The sequence below is a fragment of the Sphaerisporangium rhizosphaerae genome (genome assembly GCF_042665155.1).
In the GTDB taxonomy this organism is placed as follows: Bacteria; Actinomycetota; Actinomycetes; order Streptosporangiales; family Streptosporangiaceae; genus Sphaerisporangium; species Sphaerisporangium rhizosphaerae.
Genome location: NZ_JBHTCG010000022.1, coordinates 60342 through 82331 on the forward strand (window position 1 = coordinate 60342; position 21990 = coordinate 82331).

The following is a 21990-nucleotide window of genomic DNA, read 5'->3' on the forward strand; positions in this document are numbered from 1 at the left end:
GGGCCGGTAGGTTCTTGTCCGTGGCGCGGCGATTCTCTCGGGCGGTTCTGACGATCACAGGCATCGTCGTCGTGCTGGGCGCTGCCATCTTCTTCGGCGTCTACTACCTGCTCAACCGGGCCAAGCCCCTCGCGATCGGCGAGCACTGCCAGGTGAAGACCGCGCTGGGCACTCTCGACCTGGAGATCGAGCAGGCCCAGGTGGCCGCGACGATCGCCGCGGTCGCCACCGACCGCCGGTTGCCCGAGCGCGCCGTGGAGGTCGCGTATGTGACCGCGATCCAGGAGTCCAAGCTGCTGAACCTCCCCTTCGGCGACCGCGACTCGGTCGGGGTGTTCCAGCAGCGGCCCTCGCAGGGCTGGGGCACCGTCGAGCAGCTGCAGGACCCGGTCTACGCGACCCGCAAGTTCTTCTCCGCGCTGACCAAGGTCAAGCGCTACCAGCGGCTGCCGCTGCACGAGGCGGCGCAGGCGGTGCAGCGCTCCGCCGACGGCTCGGCGTACGCCCAGCACGAGGAGGACGCCAAGATCCTCGCCGCGGCGTTCACCGGCCGGGCGGCCAAGGCGGTGCACTGCTGGTACCCGGCCCCCGACAAGCCGGCGCCCGTGCAGGCCGCCAAGGCCCGCAAGGAGCTGGCCAGGGCCCTCGGCCAGCAGACGAGCCCGGACAACCGCATCACCGCCCCCACCGACCGCAGGGGCTGGCTGATCGCCTCCTGGACGGTCGCCCACGCGCAGAAGTACGGGCTGCGCAAGGTGCGCTACGCGGGCGTCGCGTGGAGTTCGGCGGCCGGCCAGGACGGCTGGGTGGCCGACGCCAAGGCGGCGGCCAAGACCGTCGAGATCGCCTGACGCCACCGGCACGGGCACGAGCACGCCGGAGCGCCTCCACGCACGTCCCATAACGGCCACAGACGCGCTCCGCCTTCCGCACGGCCAACCAATGCGCTTCCAGTCGTCACGCGAGGCACGGCGTGCCGCTCCGCGTCCCGCACGGGCACGGCGTGCGCTCCGCGTCTCGCGCGGCTAGAGCATGCGCTCCACGTTGATCGAGCCGGGGGCCAGGGGCTGGGCGTAGGCGGCGGTCCACGGCTGGCCCTGCACCCGGTTGAAGCTCAGCAGCCGCCCGTCCGCCGCGAGGTAGTCGACGAAGTCCGCCAGGCCGCGCTCGGGGTAGCCGGTGGTGCCCTCGGAGCGGAAGGTGGCGGTGCCGCGTTCCATCGGGTGGAACTCGACGCCCTCCATGATCAGCATGCTCTTGGCCGGCACCATGCCCTGGGTGGGCACGGGCGTCCAGAGGTAGACCTCGAGGTGCGGCGGGTCGTCGGGGCCGGTGCCCTGCCGTTCTTCGACCGACAGCCACATGTAGTGGCCGAGGCCCTCTTCGAGCAGGTATTCGGTCCACTGGTCGCCCTGCCAGGAAAGGTGCAGGGCGCCCAGGACGCGCGACCGGATGCCCTGGCGGTCGATGACGTCCCCGACCTTGATCGTGCGGGGATCGAGGTACTCGGGGTTCAACACGACCGGGCGGGCCAGGGCCGGGTGCGGCGAAGTCGGCTCGGGTGCCGGCTCAGGGGGTCGGGGAGCCGGTCGAGCAGTCTTGTTCGGCCGCCGCGTGCCGAGGAAAGCGCCCAGCACGACGACGAAAATGGCTGCGCTCACTGCGAGCACGACCGCAACGGTCATGCCGCGGGATCCTACTGGAGGCGGAGCACCGCCGCATTGATCCGTTCGTCAGTCGCCGTCATGGCGATACGGATATGCGACGTGCCCGCTTGCCCGTAAAAGTCACCCGGCGCGACCAGAATTCCTATTTCGGCCAGTGCGGCGACCTGATCCCAGCAATTACGGTCGTCGGTCGCCCACAGATAAAGACCCGCCGTCGAGTGCTCCACGCGCCAGCCGGCCTTCTCCAGCACCGGCCGCAGAACGGCGCGCCGGGCGCCGTACAGCTCACGCTGCTCGTCGGCGTGCCGGTCGTCGTCCAGCGCGGCGGCCATGGCGGCCTGGACGGGCGCCGGCATGATCATGCCGGCGTGCTTGCGCACCTCGAGCAGCCGCTTCACCAGCGCGGGGTCGCCGGTGACGAACGCCGCGCGGTAACCGGCCAGGTTCGACCGCTTGGACAGCGAGTGCACGGCCAGCAGGCCCTCGTGGGAGCCGCCGCAGACATCGGGATGCAGGATCGAGACCGGCCGTTCCTCCCAGCCGAGCTCGATGTAGCACTCGTCCGAGGCGACGACCGCGCCCCGCTCACGCGCCCAGTCGACGACCTTGCGCAGGTGCTCGGCGGGCAGCACCCGGCCCGTCGGGTTCGACGGGGAGTTCACCCACACCAGCGGCACCCGCTCGGGGCCGAGCCCCAGCAGGCCGTCGGCGGCGTACGGCTCGGCGCCGGCGATGCGCGCGCCGACGTCGTAGGTGGGGTAGGCCAGGGACGGGATGACCACACGGTCGCCCGCCCCCACGCCCAGCAGGGTGGGCAGCCAGGCGACCAGCTCCTTGGAGCCGATCGTCGGCAGCACGTCGGCCGGGTCGACGCTCACGCCGTGCCGGCGGGCCAGCCAGCCGGCGGCGGAGGCGCGCAGCCGCTGCGTGCCGTGGGTGAGGGGGTATCCGGGGCTGTCGGCCGCGCCCGCGAGCGCCTCACGCGCCACGGCGGGCACCGGGTCGACGGGAGTGCCGACCGACAGGTCGACGATGCCCTCCGGGTGGGCGAGCGCCCGTTGCTTGTACGGCACCAGCCGGTCCCACGGGAAGTCGGGCAACCCGATCACCGAAACACCCCCAAGGTGGATCTCAGACGTCGGCGCGCGGTGCTGGCGGGTACCGCGACCAGGAGGTCACGGTACCCCGGCGGCGCCAGACGTGCGGTAGGTCAGTGCTCCTCCGCCTGGGGCGGGAGAACGGCCACGATCGGGTGGTCGCGGTTGATCTTGCCGACCTTGGACGCTCCGCCGGGCGAGCCCAACTCGTCGAAGAACTCGACGTTCGCCTTGTAGAAGTCCTTCCACTGGTCGGGCGTGTCGTCCTCGTAGAAGATCGCCTCGACCGGGCAGACAGGCTCGCACGCGCCGCAGTCCACGCACTCGTCTGGGTGGATGTACAGCATGCGGTTGCCCTCGTAAATGCAATCGACGGGGCACTCTTCGATGCACGCCTTGTCCAGCACATCAACGCAAGGCTGCGCGATGACGTAGGTCACCTCGGGCTCCTTCTTCTCCGCGCCTTCGCACGACTCGACCGCGGGTTGCTAGACCTAGTATTGCCGTGCTGGCCACGAGTCCGAAACGGGAGGGGGGCGAAGCGTGTGACACCGCACTTTGGCGGAAGGCTCGTGATCGCCGTCTCACCCGCCGACGTGGGCCGGCGCGTCACCGTGCGCCGCGCCGATCCCGACGGCTTCCGCGACACGGTCGGCGTCCTTGAGTCCTGGCAGGACGGCCTGCTCCAGGTGCGCAAGCGCGACGGCACGCTGGTGAGCGTCCGCGAGGAGGCCCTCGTCGCCGCCAGGGTCGTCCCCGAACGCTGACCCGCGTCCGGTCCGCCAATGCTGGCCCAAACTTCCGCGTGCCTCCTCGACGCGGGAGGATATGACGCTGAGTATTCGTTTCGTGACATCACGTGCCGCAGTCGCCGCAGCAGCGCTCCTCGCCACCGCCGTGGCCGGGTGCTCCTCCACGACGTCCAAAGACACCAAGCAGCCTCCGGTCAACCCCAGGGCGGCCAGCCTGGCCCAGGGGTTCGGCACGATGGACCGCCTCGTGGAGGCGGCGCGCAAGGAAGGCTCCCTGAACCTGGTCGGCATCCCCCGCGACTGGGTCAACTACGGCGCCATCATGGACCGCTTCACCGGCGAGTACGGAGTGCGGATCAACGTGCTGGAGCCGGGCGCGAGCAGCCAGCGCGAGATCGACCTGGCCAAGGCCGCGCGCGTCCCAGACAAGATGCCCGACGTCTTCGACCTCGGGGTCGACGTCGCGGTCGCCAACGCCCAGCGCTTCTCCCCGTACAAGGTGACCGCCTGGCAGGACATCCCCGACGCCGTCAAGGACCTCAAGGGCCAGTGGTACGCGGGCTACGGCGGCTACATGTCCATCGGCTACGACCCGCGCAAGGTCGCCGCCCCGGCCAGGTTCGCCGACCTGGCGGCCAGGCCCGGGTACGCCGTGGCCCTGGCCGGCGACCCGCTCCAGACGGCGGCGGCCTTCTACGGCGTCATGGCGGCCTCGCTCCAGGGCGGCCGGCCGAAGGCCGAGCGCGGCCTCGCCCTGTTCGCCGAGCTGAAGAAGGCCGGCCGCCTCAGCCTGCCCTCCCAGGCCAACGCGCTGGTCGACTGGGACTACGTCAACGCCGCCAAGGCCGCGCAGACCGCCGGGGACGACAAGCCCGCCTGGAAGGTCGTGGTGCCCGCCGACGCGGCGCTCGCGTCCTACTACGTGCAGGCGATCAGCGACAAGGCCCCGCACCCGGCCGCCGCGCGCCTGTGGGAGGAGTTCCTCTACAGCGACGAGGTCCAGAACCTCTTCCTCAAGGGCTTCGCCCGCCCGGCGCGCATGGAGGCGCTGGAGATGTCCGGCAGGCTCGACAAGCAGGCGGCGGCCAAGCTCCCGCCCGTCCCGCGCTCGCCCGTCCTGCTCACCATCCCGCAGACCGACGAGGGCAAGACCTACCTGAAGGCCAACTGGGCCCGCTCGATCGGCTGAGTCCCCGGGGGCAAGCTTTCGGACAGATGTGTCGCAAGGACATCAAGGCTCTAAAGTATTCGTACTTACGGACACGGGGAAGCGATGTCTGAGAATGCGAGCTGATCGCCTTGCGACACGAAACGCCGAGCTTGATGCGGTGGAACGCGCGCGCCTATGACAGCTCCTTCGGCTATGTCTCGGCGCAGGGCGCACCCCTGATCGAGCTGCTCGACCCGCGGCCGGGCGAGCGCATCCTCGACCTCGGCTGTGGCACAGGGGTGCTGACCGCCGACATCGCCGCCCGGGGCACCACCGCGCTCGGCATCGACGGCTCCCCCACGATGATCGAGGTGGCGCGGGCCCACCATCCCGGACTGGACTTCATGATCGGTGACGCCGCCAACTTCGGCGTCCCGGCGCCCTGCGACGCGGTGTTCTCCAACGCCGCGCTCCACTGGATGGGACGCGACCCCGACGCGGTGATCCGCTGCGTGCGCATGGCCCTGACCCCGGGCGGGCGGTTCGTCGCCGAGATGGGCGGCGCCGGCAACTGCGCCGCGCTCACCTCGGCCATGCTCACCGCCTGGCGCGAGTACGGGCTGCCCGAGCCCGAGCTGCCGTGGTACTTCCCCACCCCGGCCGAGTACGCCACGCGCCTGGAGAAGGGCGGGTTCACCGTCCGCCTGCTGGAGTACTTCGATCGGCCCACGCCGCTCGACGAGTGCCCCGGCGGCGCCGCCGACTGGGTCCGCATGTTCGCCGGCTCGCTGCTCGACGCCGTGCCGCCCGCCACCGTGGAGCCGCTTCTGCGCCGCGTCAACGAGCTGGCCGCCCCCGCGTTACGCCGCGAATCGGGGTGGATGGCCGACTACGTGAGGCTGCGATTCGCGGCTGTGCGAGCCTAACGGCCGTCTACGATCGCGCGGTTTGCCAGACTATGGTCTGGTCATTGGAATCACCGGAGAGGGAACGGGATGAACTTCTGCCTGAGTGATCTCGTGCCTCCGCTTCGCTGGAGTGACGCGACCGGGTTCGCGCGGCTGCGGGAAGCGCCCGGCCTGCCCGACGCCTGGTGGCGATCGGTGCCGCTCAGCCGGGTGTTCGCCGTGCTCGGCCCCGAGGCGCTCGGCGAACTGATCACCGAGCTGGCGACCGAGCACTGGCCGGCCGCCGCCGTCGGGGACATCCTGCCCGCGCTGCACGTGATGGACCCCGAGGAGGCCGACGAGCCGCAGGTGTCGATCGCGCTCGACCGTGTCGGCTCCTACACCGGCCTGCTCGCGCTGACCGGCCGCGAGCTCGCCGACCAGCCTTTCATCCGCGCGAAGCCGTTGCTGAACGCGCTGTTCACGGCGGTGTTCACCCGGCTCGCGCCGGCGGGCGACCAGGGCGCCCACTCCGCCGAGGCCTCCCCTTCCCGCGCCGATGACGCCGCCGGTGGCCGCGCCTCGTCGTCCCGCGCCGGGCGGTCCGCCAACGGCGTCGCGGCGACGCCGCCGTCCCCCGCGGCCTCCGCGCCCCTCGCCGCTTCCATGCCCGCGTCCGCCGCTTCTTCCGGCGCCGCCGCACCGGCTTCCGCCGCGTCGTTCGCCGCCTCCGCGCCCGCGCCGGCGGACCCGCTCCCGGTACGCCGCCCCGCGCCTCCGCTGCCCAAACGGCGCAGCAACCGCATCGACGCCGGCGACCCGCTCGGCCTGGCCGCGGCCCGGCTGGCCGAGGCGGCCCTGCAGCAGCAGGCCGGCGGCAGGGGCGGCCCCCGCCCGTCGATGTTCACCCCGCCGCCGCGCACCGAGCGGCCCATGCCCGCAATGCCCGCAATGCCGGACGTGGGCCTCGCGCCGGGCCCGCGGCCGTTCGTCCCCGAGCCCGAGCCGTTCAACGCCAACGGCGCCGAACCGTTCAACGCCGACCCGCTCGGCCCTGAACCGTTCAGAGCCGACCCCCTCGGTCCTGAACCGTTCAGAGCGGCCCCGCCCGGCCCTGAGGCGTTGAAGGCCGATCCGCTCGGGCATGAGGCGTTCAGAGCCGACCCCCTTGGCTCTGAGGCGTTCAAAGCCGACCTCCTCGGCCCTGAACCGTCCAAAGCGGTCCCGTCCGGCTCCGAGGCGGGCGCCTCCGGCCGCGACACCGGCCCGTTCGGCGTCGGCCCACGCCCCGCCGAGGCCGACCCGCTCGCCGCCGGCCCCGGCACGGCCCCGAGCGCTCCCGACGCCCCGTCCCCGGCCGGCCGTCCCGGCGAACCCGGCCAGGGCCAGGAGGCCGCGGCCGCCGAGACCGGAGAAGGGTCCGAGACGCCCGCCGACGGCGGCGCCGTCCCGGGCGCGAACCCGACCGGCACCGACGAGTTCCACGCCGGCCAGGCCGACAACGACGTCGCGGAGCTCATCGACGCTGCCTTCGCCGACCTGGACGACAAGACGTGGGCGGTGGCGCAGAACCACGTGTTCACCGACGCCCCGGCCGCCCCCGAGGAACTGGCCAAGCTGTTCGCCGTCCCGCCGGAGGACATCGTCGCCCTGGAGCAGGAGCTGCGCGCCCGGCTGGCCGCCTGGCTGGACAGCGCCGAGGCCGCCCCGTACACCCAGCATCTGGAGAAGCTCCCCGGCACCCTCGGCGTCGCCGCGCCCAAGTCGCGCCTGATGGGCGCGGCCGAGTGGCACACCAGGGAGCTGCGCTCGCTGGACGTCCCCGCCTGGCAGTTCGTCCTCACCACTCTGCCCGGCTACACCGTCCAGGACGACTGGCTGGTCGCCGGCGACATCGCCGACCTGCGCGAGCAGACCTGCGCGCTGATACTCAACGCCGACCGCCCGCCGACGGTGGCACGCGCGCTGGAGCTGGTCTCGACGCTGGGCATCCACCCCGAGGTCGCCAAGGAGTGGCTGGAGAACGTCCCGCAGTTGCGCATCCAGAGCACCAAGAAGACCGGCGAGAACTCCGGCTCCCCTGGGGTCGCCGAGGCCACGACGACCGGCGAGCGGCCCGCCGAGGCCGAGGGGTCCGAGGGGTCCGCGCCGGCCGGTCAGCTCAAGGACGTGTCCATGACCCGTAAGTGCTTCAAGCACCCCGACGGGCTGTGGTGGCTGCGGGTGGACGTCGCCCCCGAGCAGCTCGCCGGCGGCGAGTGCCCGCTGCCGAGCGGGTTCGCCGCCTACCTCGGATTGAGCCCGGGGGACGGCCACACGGTGACCGGCGCGGCCGGAGACGTCACGCTGAGCTGGCAGTCCCGCCCGGTCATCGAGTCGCTCGGGCCGTTACTGCAGGAGATGGGCGCCCAGCCCGGGTCCCACCTGTTCCTGACCGTCGCCGAGGAGGACAAGGTGCTACGGGCGCGGCTGGTGCCCGCCGCGGCCGGCGACCTGGACAAGAACACCATGGCACTGAGGCTGGCCGGATACACCACTAAGGACAAGGCCGAGTCGCTGGAGGAGACGATCCGGGTGCTGGCCACCCGCGTCGGCATGACGGGCCCGGTGGGGCTGCCCGACCTGATGAACCGGCTGCGCGAACGCGGGGACCGCGACCTGCTGTCCCTGATGGTCTGACGGGAGCCGCATGCCCCGGCTCGCGATCGCCCCTGAGGTCCTGCGGGACCTGGACGCGCTGGCCCAGCCCGTGCGCCGGGACGCGGTGATCGCCATGCGCCGGTTCCTGCGGAACACCACCTCGGCCCCCCACCCCGAACGGGTGCGCAACACCCGCGACGCGCGGGTGGCCACGCTGCGGCTCGCCGAGCACCACCGCGGGGTGGTGGTCCGCCAGCGGGAGGTGTACTGGATGCTGACCGTCCTGCCGGACGCCGAGGCCTGGTCCTACGCGCAGCGGCACCGCTTCGCCGTCAACGCCGCGATCGGGGTGGCCGAGGTGTGGAACGCCGAGGCGCTCGAACGGGTCGAGCCCGCGCTGCGCCGGTCGGCCGAGACCACCGAGGAACGGCTGTTCGCGCACGTCTGCGACACCGACCTGATCGGGCTCGGCGTGGACACCCTGCTCATCCCCCTGGTGCGCCTGATCACCACCGACGCCAACCTGGACGCGCTGGAGCCCCTGCTGCCCGAGAGCCAGTTCGCCCCGCTCTGGGTGCTCGGCCAGGGTGGGTCGGTGGCCGACGCGTGGCGGGCGCTGGAGGCGCGGACGGCGGTACCGCTGAACGGCGCCGCCGTGGACGTCACCGACCTGCCGGTCGCGCTCGAACGCACCCCCGACCGCGCGGTGTTCGTGCCCGACCCCGAAGCGCTCGATCGCGTCCTCGCCGTCCCGCACTGGTGCACCTTCCTCTACCCCACCCAGTACCGGCTCTCCCACCAGGACGAGTTCGAGGGCTCGGTGCTGGTCACCGGCGGGGCGGGCACCGGTAAGACGCTGGTCGCCCTGCACCGCGCCGCGCACCTGGCCCGCGCCTCAGACGGCCGCATCCTGCTGATCACCTTCTCCCAGGGCGTGGCGGCCGACGTCGCCGCCAAGCTGGACCTGCTGGTCCAGGAGGCCGCCGCCCGGTCGCGCATCGAGGTGGGCAACGTCGAGCGCCTGGCCCACCGCATCGTCGCCGAGGCCGAGGGCCGTCCCCCGCTGCTGGTCGGCGGCCCCGACCTGGCCACCCTGTGGCAGGAGGCGTCGGAGATCTCCGGGGACCTGCACAGCCCGGCCTTTCTGCTGCGCGAGTGGGAGCAGGTCATCCTGGCGCAGAACCTGTGCACCGTCCAGGAGTACCTGGCCGCGCGGCGCCCGGGCCGCAGCGTGGAGCTGGACGACCAGGAGCGCACCGCCGTCTGGAAGGCCATCGAGCACGTGACCGGGCGGCTGCGCGCCGCGGGCAGGCGCACGCTGCTCCAGCTCGCCACCCAGGCCTCCACCCTGCTCGGCCAGGACACCGGCGACCTGCTCGGCGACGACGCGCCGCGGCGCGAGCCGTACCGGCACATCGTGGTGGACGAGGCCCAGGACCTGCACCCGGCGCAGTGGCGCCTGCTGCGGGCCGCCGTGCCGCCCGGGCCGGACGACCTGTTCGTGGTCGGCGACCCCCACCAGCGCGTCTTCGACACCCGGGTGGCGCTCAGCACGCTCGGCATCAAGGCCGAGAGCCACCGCCTGTCGGTCTCCCACCGCCTGCCGCAGGAGATCCTCACCTGGGCGGTGCGGGTGCGCGGAGGCGGGCCGGTCGACGGCCTGGTGGACGGCGTCACCGACCTGGTGGGCTTCCGTGCCACCCGTCCCGGCCGGCGGCCGGAGGTGCGCGAGTACACCTCGCCGGCGGCCGAGCTGGCCGGGCTGGCCGCGCACGTCGCCGCCTGGCTGGAGGACGGCGTCCCCGCCGACGAGATCGCCGTGGCCGCCCGCACCGCCGAGCTGGTCCGCGAGGTGAAGGCGGCCCTCGGATCCTCGGCCGCCGGCGTCCGGGTCAGCACCCTGCACGGGTTGAAGGGCCTGGAGTTCCGCTACGTCGCCCTGGTCGGCGTCGCGGACGGCGTCGTGCCTGCGCAGGACACGCTGACGCCCGCCGACGACGACCCGACCGCGCGGGCCCATGACCTGCAACGAGAACGCGGCCTGCTGTATATGGCGTGTACACGGGCGGCGGAGCGGCTGTACGTGTCCTATTCCGGCCGTGCAAGTCCCTTCCTGCCACCATGACCCAATAACCTGAACTGCGGATAAGAGCGAGTCTCATCCCGACTCAAGCCCCATGCCGGTTGGACCCCCATGAATCTGAGCCTTAGCGACATCGTGCCTCCCCTGCGTTGGACATCGCCCAGCCAGGTCGAGCCGATCGCGAGCGACACCCGTCTCCCGGACGCGTGGTGGCAGGCGCTTCCCCTGGACCGGGCCTGCCTGATCGCCGGAACCGCACAGGTGGCGGGACGGCTGACCGATCTCGCCATGACCTGCTGGGGACACCTGCCGCTCGGCGACATCCTCCCCCTGCTCCGCATGACCGACCCGGACAAGTGCCTGCGCACCCCGCAGTCCAGGGACGAGGTGCTCGCCCTGTTCGGCGGCGTGCTGTCGCGGCTGCTGGCCTCCGACACCGGGGCCGTGCCGGAGGGCGCCGCTCCGCTCGCCGGCGGGCGGGACGCCGCCGTCTCGCCGGTCCCGCCCGCCAAGCCCGAGCGGCCGATCCCTCAGCTGATCGACGAGATCTTCGCCGAGCTGGACGACCGCCAGCGGGCCATCGCCGCCGACCGCGTCTACGCCGAGCGGCGGGTGACGCTGGACGAGCTGGCGCAGCGGTTCTCGGTCACCCGCGAGCGCATCCGGCAGATCGAGCGCGACCTGCGCGACCACGTGCAGAACCGGCTCGCCACCCCCGAGGCCACCCCGCTCGCCGCCCACCTGGCCTGGCTGCGGGGACGCCTGGGCTCCGCGGTGCCCGCCGAGGACCTGGCGGCGGCGGTGCCCTGGCACCGCACCGAGCTGACCACGCTCGGCGTGCCCGCCTGGCGGTTCATCCGCACCCTGCTGACCGGGTACGACCAGGTCGAGGGCTGGCTGGTCGCCGGCGGCGCCGACGAGCTGAAGGAGAAGACGCGTCAGCTCTTCACCGACGGCCCGGTGAAGTTGCCGGAGGCCGTCACGATGGTCGCCCAGCTCGGCATCCGCGAGGACGTCGCCGAGCGCTGGCTGTCCTCGGTGCCGCACCTGCGCATCCTGGAGGGCCACGTCGTCCCCTGGCCGCGCAGCGTCAACGAGAAGGCCGAGGCCGTGCTGGCCGTCGCCGAGAGCCCGCTCAGCCCCGAGGAGATCCAGAGCCGCATCGGCGAGGACTACAGCCTGGTCGGCATCCGCAACCAGCTCACGGCCGACGACCGGTTCCTGCGCGTCGACCGCAACAGGTACGGGCTGACCCGCTGGGGCGGCGAGGAGTACATCGGCATCCGCGAGATGATCGTCCGCGAGATCGAGCGGGCCGGCGGCGAGGCGTCGGTGAACAGCATCGTCGCCAACCTGACCACCCGCTACGAGGTCAGCGAGAGCTCGGTGCGCGCGTACGCGGGCGGGCCGGGCTTCGAGCGCACCCAGCGCGGCTGGATCCGCGTCGCCGCGCCCGAGCAGGCCGAGCCGTACCAGCCGCGCCGCGACGTGTCGATGACCCGCCGCTCCTTCCGCAGCCGCGACGGGCGGTGGTGGCACCGCGTCGACGTCAACGCCGAGCACCTGCGCGGCTCCGGGTCGCCGCTGCCCACCGGTTTCGCCGCCCACCTCGGCATGGCCCCCGGCGGTCAGCTCACCACCTCGACCCCGTCGGGCGACGTCGTCATCAGCTGGCACAACCAGCCGACGATGGGGTCCATCAGGGCGGTGCTGGCCGACTACAACGCCGGCGAGGGCGACTCGATCTTCCTGACCGTGTCCGACGGCGGCGAGCTGCTCACCCGCTACCTGCCGCAGGCCGCCCAGGGGCTGCCGCCGATCAACATGGCGCTGCACCTCATCGGGTACACCGCGCCGGTCGCCTCCGAGGCCGAGGCGCTGCGCCTCATCGGAGCCCGCATCGGCCTGCCCGAGGGCGCCTCCCGCGAGGAGGTCCTCACCCGGCTCCGCGAGCGCGGCGACCGCGACATCCTCGCCTTCCTCGACCCCGAGGCGCCGTGACGACGCGGGCGACGTGGGTGGCCGGGAGTGGTCGGACCCCGGACACAGGGTGATCCATCGCCTAAGCTCGAGGCATGTTGCGGCTGTATGACACCCGGTCCAGGCGGCTTGAGCCGATCGTCCCCGACAACGGGCGGGTCGTGCGGGTCTACACCTGCGGGCCGACCGTCTACCGGTTCGCCCACGTGGGCAACCTCCGGTCGTACCTGCTGCCCGACCTGATCCGCCGGGTGCTCGAACGGCACCACATCCGGTCGGTGGTGTGCCAGAACATCACCGACGTCGGCCACCTCGTCGACGACGACGCGATCGACCCCACCGGCGAGGACAAGGTCCTCGCCCAGGCCCGCCGCGAGGGCCGTTCGGCGCTGGAGATCGCCCGCTTCTACGAGGACGCCTTCCGCCGCGACACCGCCGCGCTCAACATGCGCTCCCCCGAGCACACCCCGCGCGCCTCCGAGAGCATCGACCTGATGATCGAGCTCATCGCCAAGCTCATCGACATGGGCCACGCGTACGCCGTGGACGACGGCTCGGTGTTCTTCGACGCCAAGAGCTTCCCCTCCTACGGCGAGATATCGGGCAACCGGCTGGACGCGCTCAAGCCCGGCCACCGGGTCGAGGGGGTCGACCCGCGCAAGCGCTTCCACGCCGACTGGGCGCTGTGGAAGGGCGCCGACCGCGAGATGACCTGGCAGACCCCGTGGGGCACCGGCTTCCCGGGCTGGCACATCGAGTGCTCGGCCATGTCCCTGCGCTTCCTCGGCGAGCACATCGACATCCACACCGGTGGAAAAGACCTGCGCTTCCCCCACCACGAGGACGAGCGCGCCCAGTCCAACGCCTCCGTGGGGCACGACGTCGTCAAACACTGGGTGCACGGCGAGCACCTGCTGTTCGACGGCCGCAAGATGGCCAAGTCCACCGGCAACGTCGTCCTGCTCGCGGACGTCGAGAACGCCGGCCTCGATCCCCTCGCGGTGCGGCTGGCCTTCCTCGAGCACCGTTACCGCCAGCAGATGAACCTCACCTGGGACACGCTGCACGCCGCCGACCGCACGCTCCGCCGCTGGCGCCGGCGCGTCGCCGAATGGGCCGAGTCCCCGAGCCGCCCGATCGCCGCCGAGTACGCCCGCCGCGCCCAGGACGCCTTCGACGACGACCTGGACACCTCCACCGCGCTGCGCGTCCTCCGCGAGCTCGAACGCGACGAGTCGGTGGACCCCGGGTCGAAGTTCGAGACGTTCCTGCACCTGGACCACGTCCTCGGCCTGGACCTGCCGGCCGACATCGGCAAGCCTCCCCCCGTCCCGGTCCTGCCTCCGGGCGCCGCCGAGCTCCTCGACGCCCGCGCCAAGGCCCGCGAGGCCAGAGACTGGTCCACCTCCGACCGCCTCCGCGACGAACTCGCCGGCCTCGGCGTCAAAGTGACCGACACCCCCGAAGGCCAGACCTGGTCCTGACCCCACAGCGTCCTCGTCGGTCCAGGGGAATCCCTGGTCGTCAGACCGCCACGGCGCTGATGCCCGGCAGGTCATCGAAGCGGGCCTTCGCGTCACGACTCACGACGGTGCGTCCGGACTCAAGCGCATGTGCCGCGATGATCAGGTCGTGCGGCCCACGTGGCACGCCGTTTCGGCGCACGTGTGCGATGAGGCGAGCATGATGAGCCGCGGTGACGTCCGTGTAGTCGAGCACGTCCACGGCGGAGGTGATCGCGGCCAGAGCGCGGGACCGCTGAGCCGCGCGTGCCACCGAGTCGGCGAGCTCGATGCCCACCCGGTACTCGGCGACGGTGACCGCCGCGATGGCCAGGTCATCGTTGTCAAGGGCGCTGCGGTCGATGGAACCGCGCTCGTATGCGATCAGGACGTTGGTGTCCAGGATCAGGCGTCGGCCCACGGGTCACTCTCCTCGCCATGAAGGAGGGTCAAGGCGGCCGCGATGTCCCCCTCGAAGCGATCATCTGGTGGCGGGATGTCCGCCAACGCCGCGCGGAGATCGGCTCCGGTCCGCCGATGGGCCGGTCTGATCTCCGCGACCGCGTGGTTCCCCCGCGTGATCGTGATGGTCTCACCACGCTCGATCGCGTCCAACAGATCAGAGAACCGTCGTGACGCCTCCGTGGCGGTCATAGTCCGCATGCTTCCAGCCTATCTGATTATCAGATTCGCGGCACGAGCCGGGCGACCCCGCGGGTCCCGGGACCGCCTCCGCGACGAGCTCGCCGGCCTCGGCGTCAAAGTGACCGACACCCCCGAAGGCCAGACCTGGTCCTGACCTCGCTGGGCTCAGGAACGACCGATGACCGGCCGCCGGTGCGGCTACAGTGCTCCGGCATGACGGACATGTCTTTTCTGGATGACACGCGGGCCGGGTATGACGCCATCGCGGCCGACTATGTCGAGATGGTGCGGGGAGATCTGCCTCGCAGCCCGCTCGAGCGGGCGATGCTCGGCGCGTTCGCCGAGGTCGCCGGGGGTGGCGGGCCGGTCGCCGAGGTGGGGTGTGGGACGGGGCGCATCACCGCTCACCTGCGCGAACTGGGTGTGGACGTCTTCGGCATCGACCTGTCGCCCGAGATGCTCGCGCTGGCCCGCGAGGCCCACCCCGGCCTGCGGTTCGAGGAAGGCTCGATGACGGCGCTCGACCTGCCGGACGGCGGCCTCGCCGGGCTCGTCTCGTGGTACTCGCTCATCCACATCCCACCGGAGCACCGGCCGAACGTGCTGGCCGAGTTCCATCGGGTGCTGGCGCCGGGCGGGCACCTGCTGCTCGCCTTCCAGGTCGGCGACGAGCCGCGCGTCTACACCGAGGCGTTCGGCCACCCGGTCTCGCTGGTGTTCCACCGGCTGCCCGTGGACGGTACCGCGGACCTGCTGCGCAAGGCGGGGTTCGAGATGACGGCCCGTCTGGTGCGCGAGCCCCGCGACTCCGAGACCAATGCACAAGGGTTCCTGCTGGCCCGCAAGGAGCCGGGCCCGGCCTGACGGGCATGGCGCGGCCGATCCGGGCCCGGTCCGGCTCGGCGGGCGTGAGAGGACCTGGCCCGGCCGGATCCGGGCCCGGTCGGGCTCGACGGGCGTGAGAGGGACTCGCCGCGGTGGCGGTCCGGGGGCCGGGTCATCCCGGCGCGGTGGGAGGCGTGATCAGCGTCGGGGCGGACGTGATGAACTTCAGAGGAGCATCGCCGTAGCGTTTCGGCAGTTCGCGGGCGGCTCTGGCGACGTCGCTCGTGCCGATCTCCACGGCGGAGCCGTCCGGGGTGACGGCGATCGTGGTGATGGTGACGCCGCGTGCCTTCCAGTAGTGGACGTCCTGCGTGACGCGCCGGGCGACGGCGTCGAGCTCGTGGGCCGAGTGGGCCGCGTCGCGCGGCCTGATCGGCTGCCCGGGGAAGCGGTCACGCAGGGCCGCGTCCAGCTTCGCGGACGGCCGCCGGTACACGATGACCGCGTGACCGGGCACGTCGAGGACCACGCCCGCGAACTCGCCCGGAAAGCGGCGCCGCAGGAAGTCCTCGACCTGGGCGGCGAGGGCGGCCAGGCGCTCCTGACCCCCCGGCCCCGGCGCCGGACTGCCGGAGGGGCGTGAGGTGCCCTGATTCTGGACGGAGCCGCTCGCCGGGTCCGCGGTGTCCTGACCCGCGGGCGGGTCGTTCGTCGAGGGTGAGGCGCCCTGCCCGGGGGCGGGCGGGGACGTGGAGGGGGGCGGGGTGTCTCCGTCGGAGGGGGTGAGGGCGGTGCAGCCGAGGACGGCGGTGGCGGTGCAGCCGAGGAGCACGATGGCCGTGCCCATGCGACGGGTCTGGTTCATGGTGACGCCTCCTGGCCTACCCGGTTGTCACGCACCTGACGAACATAAGACGAAATTCCACCGCGTGGCGGTTCACCGTATTTCCCGGCGCGCCGGTCATCGCGGCACCCGTCCGTTTCCGATGGTTTTTTTATTCGGCGCGTGCGGTCCAATCGATTGTTCACCACGATCACCGGTGAATCGCGTGAATGCCGAGGAAAGGGGCCGGCGATCGAGCGCCGGCCCCTTTCCGTCGATCGCTCGGTCAGGGGAGGGTGATTCCCGGGAACGCCGTGGTCGCGTTGCTCCATGGGGAGTAGTAGATGCGCCAGGTGCAGACGCGGCCCGTGGGCCGGTAACCGGTGCAGGGGACCTGGGTGCCGTAGTCGGTGGCGGTGATGATGCCGGCCGCGTAGACCTGGTTGGTGTTGCTCGGGTTGGTGACCTCGACCGGGCCGCCGCTGTCCCCGCCGCCGGCCGCGTTGGTGAACGACTGCTGCTCGGCGCGGACGGTGCCCTGGATCAGCCAGCCCACGTTGATCGTGACGTTGACCGCGGTGATCCTGATGGTGCAGTTGGTGCCGGAGAAGCCGCCGGAGGTGCAGACGTACTGGCCGACGACCGAACTCGTGGTGCCGATCACGGCGTTGTTGAACTCCGTGGCGACGCTGTTGACCGGGTTGTTGAAGACCTGGCTCCCTGCGCTGGTGCCGATGAGGAGCACGTCACGGGAGGCGTTGCTGTGCGTGACGGTGCCGATGACCTGGCCGGTGGGGTCGGCGGCGGTCTGGCCGACCGACGCGCAGTGCGCCGAACTCAGCATCTTGCTGACGCCCTGGTAGGTCACCGCGAAACCGGTCGTGCAGGCGGGCGAGGGCGTGCCCCATACCGAACCGCCCCACCACGGCGGGCTGTCGTCCCAGCGGCTGGCCACCTTGGGCCGCACGCCGGGCTCAACGCTGACCGGCACCGCCGCGCCGGAGATCGCCGTGCGGGTCGCGCCGGCCGAGGCCGTGGTGGCGTTCAGGCCGGAGCCGTCCTGAAGAGGCTCGATGGAGGTGATCAGATCGCGGTTCGCCCGGATGAGGCGGTTCGCCTCCCCCTCCAGCTCGCGCGCCGAGTACCGCGCCGGCAGGACGCTGATCGCCACCTCGCGCCGCAACCGGCCCACGAGGTCGTCGATCGCCTTGGGCGGCCTGCCCTTCCAGTACACGCGCAGCTCGCGGCTCTCCGGCGCCGCGACGAGGCCGGCGTAGCCGCCGCCGTCGCCGGGCAGCGCAGCGGTGATCCGGTCGGCGGCCCTGACCATCTTCTGCTGGTCGAGCAGCAGGTCCTTCCACGAGGCGTAGCCGCCCGGCACCGGTCCGGTGTGCTCGACGGATCCGGTGGTCCTGGGCTTGACGGGATCGGGGGCGCTCGCGGCCTGGGCGGTGCCCATCCCTGCTGCGGCGAGCATGAGGCCGACCACCAGGGCGAGGCGGCGTAATCGGGGTGACCTGCGGGAACTCGGGCGGATATTCACCTGTGCGATCCTCCTGGGCGACGACCTCGGCGTCTCGCGCGAGCGACGGCCGACGGTGTGCGTTTCATCCACGTCGGCGGGGGGCCTGCCCGGCCGCGTGCGGGCGGCGAGAAGGGGCCGGCGGGTGTGCGCCGGCCCCCGATCGCTCGGGTCAGATCTTGTGGATCATCCGAGGACGATGGCGATGCCGGGGAAGGCGGCGGTCGCGTTGCTCCACGGGGAGTAGTACATCCGCCAGGCGCAGGTGCGGCCGCTGGTGACGTAGCCGGTGCAGGCCACGGCGGTGCTGCCGTCGATCGCGGTGTTGACGCCCGCCGCGTACACCTGGAGGGTGTTGGACGGGTTGACGACCTCCACCGAGCCGCCGCTGTCGCCCTGGCCGACCGCGTTGGTGTGCGCCGACTGCTCGGCCCGCACCGTACCGGTGATCAGGTAGCCCACGTTGATCGTGACGCCGACCTGCTGCACCTGGATGCTGCAGTTGGTGCCCGAGTACGCGCCGGAGGTGCAGACCCACAGGCCGACGTAGGAGCTGGTGGTGCCGATGACCGGGTTGCTGAACTCGGGCGAGGTGGAGCCGACGTTGTTGTTGAACACCCGGCCCGCGGAGGTGCCGTTGATCAGCAGCACGTCGAGGCCGTTGTTGTCCGGCGAGATCGAGCCGATCACCTGACCGGTCGGGTCGGTGGCCGTCTGACCGGCGTCGCCGCAGTGGCCCGCCGACAGCATCCTGCTCGTGCCGCCGTAGGTGACCGCGAAGCCCGTCGAGCAGCCGCCACCGGTGTTGGCGTTGCGCCAGGCGCCGCCGCCCCACCACGGCGGGGAGTCGTCCCAGCGGGTGGCCAGCGTCGGCTTGACGCCCGCCTCCACGGTGACCGGCACGGCCGAGTCGGCGACCTTCGAGCGGGTCAGGCCGGAGTCGACGCCCGAGACGGTGAGGCCGGAGCCGTCGACGTTCGGCGCGATCGCGGTGATCGCGTCGGGAGACCTGCGGACCAGGCGGTTCATCTCCCGCTCCAGCTCACGGGCCGAGTAGGCCGCGGGCAGGACGCTGACGGGCACCTCCCGGCGCACCTGGCCGACCAGGTTTCCGATGTGCCTGGGCGCGTTGCCCTTCCAGTAGACCCGCAGTTCGTGGTTCTCGGGCGCGGCCACGATGCCGGCGAACCCGGCGCCGCCCTGCGCCTTGACCGCGGCGGTGATGCGGTCGGCGGCCTTGACGAGCTTCTCCTGGGTGGCCAGCAGGTCCTTCCAGGAGGCGAAACCGCCCGGGACCGCGCCGGCCGGCTCGATCGGGCGGGCTGTGGTGTCCTTGACGGGAGAGGGGGCGGGGGCCGCGGCGGCCTGCCCGGCCGCCATCCCGACAAGAAGAAGGGCGGTGCCAAGCGCCACTGCCAGACGACGGGGGGATCGTGGGGTTCTTGTGGTGCTCGGGGGGTTTTCCACCTGAATGCTCCTCCGTGGCTTGCTTGCGCGGATGCATCCGGTATTCCATGCATTAAGGGGCTAATCAATGCCTTGACCCCAGTTTCCAGGGCTGGTAAAAGCGGCGCGTCGGACAGCCGCATGCCGGTATTCCGGCTTCGCACTTATTGGAGGCGATAGCGGAGCAGCGAAGCCCCACCTGCGGACATACACCTACACGCTTCCGCAATTCCAGCAAAAGGCGCATACCATTCGCTGTCCGCTTCTGGACAGGGCGAAAAGACGTTGATCACCGGCCGGGGACGCCTTATCGGCGGCGGCCCGCCGGGGCTCGCCGGCCCGGGTCGCCGGCCAACCCCGGTCCCCGGACCCATGGCGGGGACCAAAGGGAGGGCCGGTGGACCGGGCACGCAGGCCGAGGATGACCGCCTCCCCGAGGAGGCCGACACCGATCGACAGGGTCATGGGGCGCCTTCAGAGGACCGCCCGCGGCCATGGCGAGGGCTCCGACGCCCACGCTGACGCCCACTGCCCACCTTCGCCGAGCGGCCTGACCGCCGGCCGCCGCGTCAGCCGGCGGTCAGGGTCCGGGTCTCGCCGATGGCCAGGTCCCACAGGTCGGCGCGGTCGCGTCCGGCGGCGATCCACGCGGCGCGGGTCTCCTGGACCGGGGCCATCAGCGGCTCGCCGGACAGGACGAACGTCCCCCAGTGCATGGTCGCCATCCGCCGCGCGCCGACGTCCTGGCACGCCTGGACGGCCTCGGCCGGGTCGACGTGGGTGACGTGCATGAACCAGCGCGGCTCGTACGCGCCGACCGGCATGAGGGCCAGGTCGATGCCGGGGTAGCGCTCGCCGATCTGCTTGAAGCGGTCCCCGTAGGCGGTGTCGCCGGCGAAGTAGATCCGCTGCCGCGGCGAGGTCAGCACCCAGCCGCCCCACAGCGACTTGCAGGTGTCGAACAGCGTCCTGCGGCTCCAGTGGTGCGCCGGCACGAAGTCGAAGCTCACCTCGCCGATCTGGGCGCTCTCCCACCAGTCCAGCTCGGTGACGTTGGTGAACCCTCGCTTGGTGAACCAGCTCGCGAGGTTGGCGGGGACGAACACCGGCGTGTGGCGGGGCAGGCGGCGCATCGTCGGGGCGTCGAGGTGGTCGTAGTGGTTGTGGCTGATCACGACGGCGTCCACCGGCGGCAGGTCGCTCCAGGCGAGCCCGGGCGGGGTGAGCCGCTGGCGCACGCCGGGGATCTTGCGCGACCACACGGGGTCGGTCAGCACGGTCAGCCCGCCGATGCGCAGCACGTAGGTCGCGTGGCCGACCCAGGTGACGGCCGCGTCCTGCGCGGCGACAGGCGGCAGGCCGGCCCGCAGGACCGGGATCTGGTCGACGTCGCCGATGTCCGGCCGCAGCCCGCCGTGCCAGGTGACGCTGACGATCTCCCGGAAGTCGGGGAGCGGGCAGGTCAGCCGGTCCTTGAAGTCGGCCGGGAACCGGCGCGGCGCGGCCGGCCCGCCGGGCGGCGTCGCGGGGTCGTGGGACGGGGCCGGGCCCGGGCGCGTCGCGGGCTCGTAGGACGGGGTGACGGGCGGGCGCGTCCCCGGGCCCGGGGACGAGGGCGCGCGCCCGGAGAGCGTCGCGGAGGCGGCCGGCTCCGAGGACGAAGGGGCACGTCCGGGCGACGGCGTGGCGAGCGGGAGCGGCGTGCCGGGCTCACTCGGCTGAACGACCGGGGAGACCTCAGGACTGACGGTTTGCGACATTCGACCCTCCTGTTCGTCACCGAGTGGAGGCGGGTTGTTTCCAGTTGGGGATCACCACTCTGCTGTCATGATCCCCCGTGGGCGGAAAACATGCCTCAGCCGACGGAGGTATCCGTCATGTCCTCCCTGGTGCCGACATGGTGGTCGAAAATCTGCTGCTCACCGCAGGTGTGTCGTCCAGTAACGTTCCCGCCTGCGCAGGCTTCCTCCCCGATATGTCATCTACTGACATTCCCGCCGAAGCGGGCTTCCTCTCACTCCAGGGTGCGCCTTCGCCATCGGGCCGGGTGCCTCGGGTATCCGCCCTCGTCCAGATCGGCGAGCCGCTCGAACGGATTCCACGAGGCGTAGTGGCCGCAGACGACCAGGGAGAACCCGGCCGCCAGCACGTACAGCAGCAGCATGGGCAGGCCGACGCAGAAGGCGTACTGGGTGGCGTGCCGCGCCTCGTGCCGGAGCAGGGCGCCGGTCAGACAGCCCTCCTCCTGGGCCGTCACCACCACGTTGCCCACGGTGAAGGCCCCCGCGACCGGAAAGCGGATGCGGTACCCGTGCGCGTACAACAGGCCGTGCTCGCCACGCCGCACCCGGGCCCGCCCGGCCACGGCGATGAGCAACCCGAGCGGCGTCGACAGGTTGACGTAGTTGACGACCTGCCTCGCCCGGTGCCGACCGCGCATGCCTCGATTGTCGCTCAGCCGCCCGGACGGTGGTAGCGGCCCTGGTGGAACAGCAGCGGCGCGACGTCCCGGGGCAGGTCCGCAGAGACGACGCCGCCCACCACGATGGAATGGTCGCCCGCCTCGTGCACGGCCGTCGTCCGGCACTCCAGCGTCGCGATGGCGCTGTCGAACAGGGCCAGTCCGAGCGAGCCGCGCCGGTGGGACCAGCGGTGGAGCTGCCGTTCCAGCGTGAGGCCGCGGGTGGCGAAGGCCCGCGAGGCGTCCTCCCCGTCCTGGCCGAGAATCGAGATGCCGAAAACCCCCGCGTCCAGCACGGCGGCGTGGAATCTGGCGATCTTCTCGACGCAGATCAGCACCAGCAGGGGTTCCAGGGAGACCGAAGAGAAGGAGTTGACCGTCATGGCGTGGTCGACGCCGCCGGACAGCGTGGTGGCGATGGCGACGCCGGTGGCGAAGCGGCCGGTGACCTTGCGGAAGACCTCTTGATCGAGACGGTTCTCCGCGGGTCCCTGATGCACGCTGGCCAGC

Annotated in this window: 20 protein-coding genes; 9 read left to right on the forward strand and 11 right to left on the reverse strand. The window is 72.0% G+C overall.

The window, feature by feature from the left end:
- Window positions 1–20 precede the first annotated feature (20 nt).
- Window positions 21–851 (forward strand): hypothetical protein, encoded by an 831-nt coding sequence (locus ACFQSB_RS27120; RefSeq protein WP_354840379.1) that lies wholly within the window; start codon window positions 21–23, stop codon window positions 849–851.
- 174 nt (window positions 852–1025) lie between these two features.
- Here ACFQSB_RS27120 and ACFQSB_RS27125 read toward each other — a convergent pair whose 3' ends face one another.
- From ACFQSB_RS27125 to fdxA, 3 genes are all read right to left on the reverse strand, one after another.
- Window positions 1026–1685, reverse strand: coding sequence for a DUF4178 domain-containing protein (locus ACFQSB_RS27125; RefSeq protein WP_380829750.1), 660 nt, complete (start codon window positions 1683–1685; stop codon window positions 1026–1028).
- A gap of 11 nt (window positions 1686–1696) precedes the next feature.
- A complete protein-coding gene (gene dapC / locus ACFQSB_RS27130; RefSeq protein WP_354840374.1) occupies window positions 1697–2776 on the reverse strand; it encodes a succinyldiaminopimelate transaminase in 1080 nt (359 codons plus the stop codon).
- Window positions 2777–2877: 101 nt separating this feature from the next.
- Window positions 2878–3204 carry a ferredoxin gene (fdxA, locus tag ACFQSB_RS27135; RefSeq protein ID WP_354840372.1) on the reverse strand — a complete coding sequence of 109 codons (327 nt, stop codon included), beginning with the start codon at window positions 3202–3204 and terminating at the stop codon, window positions 2878–2880.
- A gap of 132 nt (window positions 3205–3336) precedes the next feature.
- On the opposite strand from fdxA, the gene ACFQSB_RS27140 reads away from it, so the two are divergent.
- From ACFQSB_RS27140 to cysS, 7 genes are all read left to right on the forward strand, one after another.
- Complete coding sequence (locus tag ACFQSB_RS27140; RefSeq protein ID WP_354922975.1) at window positions 3337–3531, forward strand: putative acetyltransferase; 195 nt, start codon at window positions 3337–3339, stop codon at window positions 3529–3531.
- An 82-nt stretch (window positions 3532–3613) separates the two neighbouring features.
- Window positions 3614–4705, forward strand: a complete 1092-nt coding sequence (locus tag ACFQSB_RS27145; RefSeq protein ID WP_380829751.1) for an ABC transporter substrate-binding protein — start codon at window positions 3614–3616, stop codon at window positions 4703–4705.
- A 134-nt stretch (window positions 4706–4839) separates the two neighbouring features.
- Window positions 4840–5592 (forward strand): class I SAM-dependent methyltransferase, encoded by a 753-nt coding sequence (locus tag ACFQSB_RS27150; RefSeq protein WP_354922969.1) that lies wholly within the window; start codon window positions 4840–4842, stop codon window positions 5590–5592.
- A gap of 93 nt (window positions 5593–5685) precedes the next feature.
- A complete protein-coding gene (locus ACFQSB_RS27155; protein ID WP_380829752.1) occupies window positions 5686–8232 on the forward strand; it encodes a hypothetical protein in 2547 nt (848 codons plus the stop codon).
- A gap of 10 nt (window positions 8233–8242) precedes the next feature.
- A complete protein-coding gene (locus ACFQSB_RS27160) occupies window positions 8243–10318 on the forward strand; it encodes a UvrD-helicase domain-containing protein (protein ID WP_380829753.1) in 2076 nt (691 codons plus the stop codon).
- A 69-nt stretch (window positions 10319–10387) separates the two neighbouring features.
- Window positions 10388–12277 carry a sigma factor-like helix-turn-helix DNA-binding protein gene (locus ACFQSB_RS27165; RefSeq protein WP_354922960.1) on the forward strand — a complete coding sequence of 630 codons (1890 nt, stop codon included), beginning with the start codon at window positions 10388–10390 and terminating at the stop codon, window positions 12275–12277.
- Between the two features lie 74 nt (window positions 12278–12351).
- The gene (cysS, locus tag ACFQSB_RS27170) at window positions 12352–13740 is read left to right on the forward strand and encodes a cysteine--tRNA ligase (protein WP_380829754.1); all 1389 of its coding nucleotides are present in this window, start codon (window positions 12352–12354) and stop codon (window positions 13738–13740) included.
- A 40-nt stretch (window positions 13741–13780) separates the two neighbouring features.
- On the opposite strand, the gene ACFQSB_RS27175 is transcribed toward cysS, so the two are convergent.
- Both ACFQSB_RS27175 and ACFQSB_RS27180 read right to left on the reverse strand, forming a co-directional pair.
- Entirely contained in the window at window positions 13781–14179 is a 399-nt protein-coding gene (locus ACFQSB_RS27175) for a PIN domain-containing protein (RefSeq protein WP_380829755.1), read from the reverse strand.
- Window positions 14164–14412 carry a type II toxin-antitoxin system Phd/YefM family antitoxin gene (locus ACFQSB_RS27180; protein ID WP_354922951.1) on the reverse strand — a complete coding sequence of 83 codons (249 nt, stop codon included), beginning with the start codon at window positions 14410–14412 and terminating at the stop codon, window positions 14164–14166. Before ACFQSB_RS27180 ends, ACFQSB_RS27175 begins: the two co-directional genes overlap by 16 nt.
- Window positions 14413–14616: 204 nt before the next feature.
- On the opposite strand from ACFQSB_RS27180, the gene ACFQSB_RS27185 reads away from it, so the two are divergent.
- Window positions 14617–15267 (forward strand): class I SAM-dependent methyltransferase, encoded by a 651-nt coding sequence (locus ACFQSB_RS27185; RefSeq protein WP_380829756.1) that lies wholly within the window; start codon window positions 14617–14619, stop codon window positions 15265–15267.
- Window positions 15268–15400: 133 nt separating this feature from the next.
- Here the strand turns inward: ACFQSB_RS27185 and ACFQSB_RS27190 are convergent, their stop codons facing one another.
- From ACFQSB_RS27190 to ACFQSB_RS27215, 6 genes are all read right to left on the reverse strand, one after another.
- Window positions 15401–16093 (reverse strand): hypothetical protein, encoded by a 693-nt coding sequence (locus ACFQSB_RS27190; protein WP_380829757.1) that lies wholly within the window; start codon window positions 16091–16093, stop codon window positions 15401–15403.
- 244 nt (window positions 16094–16337) lie between these two features.
- The gene (locus ACFQSB_RS27195) at window positions 16338–17594 is read right to left on the reverse strand and encodes a chymotrypsin family serine protease (protein WP_380829758.1); all 1257 of its coding nucleotides are present in this window, start codon (window positions 17592–17594) and stop codon (window positions 16338–16340) included.
- A gap of 165 nt (window positions 17595–17759) precedes the next feature.
- Window positions 17760–18953 (reverse strand): chymotrypsin family serine protease, encoded by a 1194-nt coding sequence (locus ACFQSB_RS27200; RefSeq protein WP_380829759.1) that lies wholly within the window; start codon window positions 18951–18953, stop codon window positions 17760–17762.
- Between the two features lie 635 nt (window positions 18954–19588).
- The gene (locus ACFQSB_RS27205) at window positions 19589–20779 is read right to left on the reverse strand and encodes an MBL fold metallo-hydrolase (RefSeq protein ID WP_380829760.1); all 1191 of its coding nucleotides are present in this window, start codon (window positions 20777–20779) and stop codon (window positions 19589–19591) included.
- Between the two features lie 254 nt (window positions 20780–21033).
- Window positions 21034–21459, reverse strand: a complete 426-nt coding sequence (locus ACFQSB_RS27210) for a hypothetical protein (RefSeq protein WP_380829761.1) — start codon at window positions 21457–21459, stop codon at window positions 21034–21036.
- A gap of 14 nt (window positions 21460–21473) precedes the next feature.
- Entirely contained in the window at window positions 21474–21980 is a 507-nt protein-coding gene (locus tag ACFQSB_RS27215; protein ID WP_380829762.1) for a flavin reductase family protein, read from the reverse strand.
- Window positions 21981–21990 lie beyond the last annotated feature (10 nt).